The organism is Paenibacillus sp. AR247, from assembly GCF_002968895.1.
GTDB classification, from domain to species: domain Bacteria; phylum Bacillota; class Bacilli; order Paenibacillales; family Paenibacillaceae; genus Paenibacillus_AQ; species Paenibacillus_AQ favisporus.
On record NZ_PCZT01000024.1, the window covers coordinates 35,313 to 41,235 of the forward strand.

4 protein-coding genes are annotated in these 5,923 nt (G+C 56.0%); all 4 read right to left on the bottom strand.

The window, feature by feature from the left end:
• On the bottom strand, positions 1-887 hold an 887-nt coding region (locus CPT76_RS38045; RefSeq protein ID WP_105445619.1), incomplete at its 3' end, for a carbohydrate ABC transporter permease.
• Positions 884-1,780 carry a carbohydrate ABC transporter permease gene (locus CPT76_RS30965; RefSeq protein ID WP_143811899.1) on the bottom strand — a complete coding sequence of 299 codons (897 nt, stop codon included), beginning with the start codon at positions 1,778-1,780 and terminating at the stop codon, positions 884-886. The genes CPT76_RS30965 and CPT76_RS38045, both read right to left, overlap by 4 nt.
• Positions 1,777-3,930 (bottom strand): DUF5696 domain-containing protein, encoded by a 2,154-nt coding sequence (locus CPT76_RS30970; RefSeq protein WP_105445620.1) that lies wholly within the window; start codon positions 3,928-3,930, stop codon positions 1,777-1,779. Before CPT76_RS30970 ends, CPT76_RS30965 begins: the two co-directional genes overlap by 4 nt.
• A 64-nt stretch (positions 3,931-3,994) precedes the next feature.
• Positions 3,995-5,923: YIP1 family protein (locus CPT76_RS30975; RefSeq protein WP_105445621.1), on the bottom strand; the 1,929-nt coding region annotated here is incomplete at its 5' end.

A 5,923-nucleotide genomic window follows, 5' to 3' on the forward strand; every position in this document is an offset into this window, starting at 1 on the left:
GCGGCACCCATTTTGGTGCCTTCGGTCACCGGATTGCTGACCAGGTCTTTGCTTCCGAGCAGCGACGGGTTCAGCACATCCTCCAGCTGGTCCAGCCGGATGGAGAGCGGCGTGAAGCCCTTGGCCAGGAACATCGAAGGCTCATAGTACATGTTCCAGTACCAGATGAACGAGAACAGAAAGACGACCAGACAGGCCGACTGGGCAAGCGGCAGCATGATCCGGAAATACAGCCGGGCAGCGGAAGCGCCGTCCAGTTTGGCTGCCTCCTCCAGGCTGGGCGGCTGCGCCCTGAAGAACTGGCGGAAAATAAGGATAAACAATGCTCCCTTCAGCCCCTGCCCGAAAATCGCCGGCACAAGGAAGACAAACAGCGTATTAAGCAGGCCCAGCTTGCTGAAGATCACATACAGCGGAATAATGATCACCTGCGGCGGGATCAGAAACGTCAGCAGCACCAGCGCCGTGATCAGCCCTTTAAACGGAACGGCCAGCCGGGCGAGCGCATAGCCGGTCATCGAGCATATCAGCACCTGAACTATCGAGCAGCTCAGGGCGATGAGAGCGGTGTTCCGGAGGGCTTCCGGATACTGCAGCCCTTTGTAGGCTTTGGTCAGATTCTCCCAGGTGACGACCCGGGGAATCCATTTGACGCTGGGATCCAGCAAATCGCTGACCGTCTTCAGCATCGTGCTGATCATATAGAGCAGCGGCTGCAAGTACAGATAGGCCACGATGGACAGCAGCACATAAATGACCATTTTCGCCAGGAGACCGTCCGACAGATTCCTGCCCAGCATGACCATCTTGTACTTCTGCGCCTTACGGCTCCACAAGAAGCTCGTGGCGTAATTTCTGGCCCTTTGAACCCATGGTTCCGTATTCATGGTCTTCCTCCCTTGAGCCGCATGCTGCGGCTGAATAGTCCCGTCACGAGGGCGAGCAGGACGAAAATAAAGCCGAAATAAATCCAAGCGAGGGCACTGGCGTAGCCATATCCGGTGTCGACTTTGAACATGTTGTCCTTAATGTGCTTCAGGACCGGATTCAGCGGGAAGGTGAACAGGTCGATAATGGTATAGAGCACGTTCAGGCTGATAAACGGAACGCTGGCCGGAAGCGTAATCTTCCAGAAGCTCTCCCATGGAGAAGCGCCGTCGATGCGCACCGCTTCGTAAATCGACGGGGAAATCGTCTGGAAGCCGGCGATGAAGATCAGAATCTGCACGCCCGAGTACCAAAGGATAAGAACGACGCGCCCAAGCACTTCCATGACCGTCTTGGCCAATTCTCCCCCGACATACTGCCGGACGACAGGCTCCAGATTGTACTGGTCCAGAAACGGTATATCGCCCGCGCCCTGCGTAAACAGCTCGGACAGCACCTGCCCCGTCGCAAAGATGACCGGGAGGAAGAACAGCGCCCGATACACGAACCGGCCGGGGAACTGCTGGTTCAGCAGCAGGGAAATCAGCAGGGCGAAGATGACGATGATCGGCACCATCAGGATCATTTCCTGAAAGTAGGTGATCAGCTCGATCGGAAACACGTTGTCCTTGAGAAAGGCGTCGCGGTAATTTTGCAGACCAAGCCACGTATATTTGAATCCCCCAGGCACCACCGCGACCTTGTGCAGGGACATGAACATGGACCAGCCGATCGGAATCGCCACAAACACGCAGAACCCGATGATCCATGGGAGCATAAACAGCAGTCCGACGCCGTAGCGCTTCAGATGATATTGGGCCGCTTTTCGTTTAAAATCCGGAACGCTGCTCATTTCCCCGCTCCTTTCTCCACGGTAAAGTCCTTGACTCCGTAATCCACGATAACCCTCGTGCCGTCCTCATAAGTGGTGGCATATTTTTGGCCGGACAGCTTTTCATGGCCGATGATCTTCATGGAATACAGCTGGCTCAGTGAATCGAACTTCGCGTATTCCTCCTCGATCCGTCGTTCCCATTTATCGAAACGGCTGCTGTACAAAAAGTTCGAGGGAGTATCCTTCAGCTTCCGGGAATCGTCATGGGTCACAAAGAACGAGGGCAGCGCCCCGTATTCGATTGCCCTTAAAAATTCGGTATCCTCATCGTCGCGAAGGTTGCCGTCCCCGAACGTGTAAGGAATGAAGCCGTGCAGCACAATCGGGTAAAAAGGAACCGTCTCGTCGATCATGAAATCGTAGCTCGATTCCGACGGCAGCCCGTCAATGTAATCCGTTTGACCGAGCGCATAAGCATCCCCCTGGTTGACCGACGCGCTTCCCAGTGCCTCCCGGGTATATTTCAGCAGCCCGTCGTAGACGGTTTTTGCATATTCCCGGGTTTGGATGCCGGAAGGCTCGTAATCGTTCAGCAGCATCTCGCCGATTCCGCTGAAATGGATGCCGTTTACTCCAAGTTTCTTCAGCCTGTTTACCGTATCTGCCGCCGTTACCGCCGTATAGGCGGGCTTGGCGATATACCAGCCGTCGTCAACATAGGCGGTCCCGTCGATCCCCCGGATGGCGTCCGTCTTGCCGGAAAAGGAGGAATGGCCGTCGACCCAGAGGAAGTCCTCGCTGAAGCTGACAGGGACGCCCCGCTCCTTCATCCCGGAAATGAACGTCTTCGCGGCCGCTTCGCCGCCAAGCGCCGGATCGATCGGAAACCGCTTCTCCATGTTGTAGTCGCCTTCATTCTGCCAGCCGTAGAATATGGTGCGTAATGAAGCGACGCCCTTGCTCTGCAAGGTACTGACGATATCGCCCGCCTGCTCGAAGGTCGTGGCGGCCACATACCGGATTCGGCCAAAAGCCTTTTCGTAATTGCCGCCCATGATTTTCAGGTACAGCGGCACATGATCCACCGGTTTCAGCGCCTCGGTAAGACGGCCGGTCTCCTGCAGGTAGCTTCGGTAAGCTCCCGCCATACCGACATAATCCGCGTCCGCGCCGTTCAGGAACCGGTATTCGACCTCCCGGTCCCGGTTCAGCCGTTCCTTCTGAACGGCCTTGCTCGGCGCGGCCAGCCGGCTCATCCGGTAGAGATATTCTTCGCGATAGATTTGACTGGAAAATACCTGATAGAATGACGACTTGAGTCCGGGCGCCATAGCGGATACGTTGGCGGAATCTTCGCCTTTGGTCATGACGGCCAGAAAGGCATGGTCGCCCTTCTTCAACCCGAACACAGGGTAAGCGATGTCTTCCCTCCGTTCTCCGGTACGCGTCCAATTCTCCTCATTCGTTATCTCTTTGCCGTAAACCTGATGCGAGTAACCCCTGGTAAGGCTCGCATGCTCCTGATCGAAGCGGATGAGTCCTCCAGGGCCGTCGGGAACGAACACATAACCATTCTCCTTGGCAGGTGCGGCTCCAAAATAAGGCAGAACGTCGAGCGAGAACAGCGCAGACGCTCCTTCCTCCCGAATGCCGGCTGCAGGTACCTTGACCTTGAGACCGTTATCCGTCAGCTCATACTGCATGACAAACCCCAGCTGTTTGGCGGGAAACGAGTATTCGATTTGCAGCCCCTCTGGCTTGCGGATCATGGCGATTTGCATGCCGGCCGTCTGGTTGCTCAGCGTCTCCCTGACCGTCTGATCGGCTCCCTGCGTCCGGACATGGGTCAGAAGAAAAGGGGATTGCAGGTTGGCCAGCAGCTGTCCTTTGACCGTTTCACCGGCCAGTTCCTCCTTGGTCGGATTGCTGGTCCAGCGGTAGCCGGATGCCTTATCCAGCACGGCGATCTGGGTGTTATCCGGGCGGACGTACAGCGCATAATGTTCGTTCTCCAGCGCCAGCGCATAACCGTCAGCCCCTGCGGCCGGTTTCCAGGGATCGCCCTCATACAAGGCGTCCGGAGTCGGAAGGTTCGCGGCGATGCCCGTTTGGGAGAAGCGCTCGGCTGTCGTTTGCTCCCAAGGCTTGAACACCAGCAGCAGAAGCACGATCAGAAGAGCAAGTATGATAGCGGCAGGCCACTTTGCTTGGCGGAATCGTCGTTTGGCAGCGTTAATGATAGATGTTCACCTCTTTGTAAAGCTCATAGAAAAAGTCATAAAGGTTATAGGACAATCCGAAAATGATGAAGCCGAACATCCAGATCGTCAGAATTGCAAACACCGAGATAGCCGAATTTTTCAGCGTCTCCAGGAAATCGAAGTTGTGGATCACCTGCGTCATCACGATGAACATGACAAGCAGCCATACGGTCATGATCGTGTTCAATGCATGAATGATGACCGCCTCATCCAGCGATGCGATGTTGGACAGCAGGATCGTCGGGACCGAAAAGAACACATAGGGCGACAGCGCATAGACGCTGCCCTGAATGACTTCCCGGAACCGGCCCTCCCCGTCCTTGATGCTGCAGACCAGGTAATTAGCGATAATCCAGGTGACCCATGGCAGGGCAAACAGGCCGAGTTCCTTCATCAGATTGATTTCCGACAGGTCGACGGGATGGAACAAAAAACCGGTGAAATAAACTCTGCACAGCTTGACGCCAATGACCAGGAGGAGCAGGGAAATCGTGATCCAGGCGGGAATCCTCGCCTCCTTGATTTTGTAGAACCCCTCGTAAGGATGAATCAGGACGTAGCCCAAATTACGAACGTACGCCAGCGGTTCCTTCCAGGATGCCGGCAGCGGACGCCTGCGCAAGGACCAGCGAATGAAGCGATAGCCGAAGTACACGGCAAGCATCACTGCGGCCAGTCCGCCCACCAAGGCGACAAAATGGCGCTGAAGCCATTCCATCCGGATCTGCCAAAAGGCCTTCGAATAGCCGTCGGTATCAAAAGCGGCTTTCATGTAGCTCAAGGCTTCGTCATTGCGGTCCTCGTGCAAAAACACTTTGCCCAAGCCTTGAAAGGTCCCGTTGTACATATCGTTGCGGGCATAGACCGCCTCCCAGTACGGCTTGCTCTCTTCGTATTTCCCGTCGGCATACAGTGCGAGCGCCTGAAGCGCGCTGCTGCCGAAAGCGGTACGGACGTATTTATGGACCGTATTGGTACCGCTGTCGGATATCCAGATCGCATGATCCGAGTCGATGCCGATCCCGGTCGGATAACCGAGCACGCCGTACTGCTGCGTCTCCTTATCGATGTCGCCGAACTCGAACATGGCCTCACCGCTGCGGTCATAAAGATTGATGCTCATGGAATCGAGGTCGATATTGTACAGGAAGCCTTCCGGATCAACGGCAACGTCGACGATGCCGTGTCCGTTCACCAGCGTCTTGTTTTTAAAAGCGTCCACCCCGCCTGCATTCAGCTTTCGGATTGCTCCCTTCCCTTCCCCTCCGGCGGTGGCCGTGTACACAAATCCGTCCGGATCAATCGCCACATTCGTGATCGGCTTGGGAAGCGCGCCCTTTTCCTTGGACAGCTGCTCCTTGTTCAGCACCAGCTTCTTCAGCCAGTTCAGCATCGACTGATCCGCCTTGTTCGCACCGAAATAGCCCATGAATTCGCCTTTCGGATTCAGCCGGACCAGTCCCTGATACGAGGAATTCAGCTGGATGTACATCACGCCGCGCCGGTCTACGACAAGCTTGACAGGAACAAAATGCTCCGAGCCGAGCAGCGGGGTATCCGGCTTCTTGTACTCCCTCTGGAACCGTCCGCTCCTGTCAAACACGGCAATCCGCTGATTTCCGGAGTCCGCCACGTATACCTCGTTGTCCGTAGTAACGTATACGCCCTCCGGTCCCGAGAGCTGACCTTGGCCTTCGGCGTCCCCGATCGTCCGGAGCAGCGTGCCGTCCGGATTCAGCACCACAATGCGGTCTTTCTTCTTGTCGGCGATATAGACCCGGTCGTCGGCGGCGATATCGAGATCAGCCGGTTCACCGAAATCGGCGGAGATAGCCCCGGCCGGACGGTAGATCGGCTGGATGCGGAACCAGGACGACTGGTTCGAGTCATAGTAGGATGT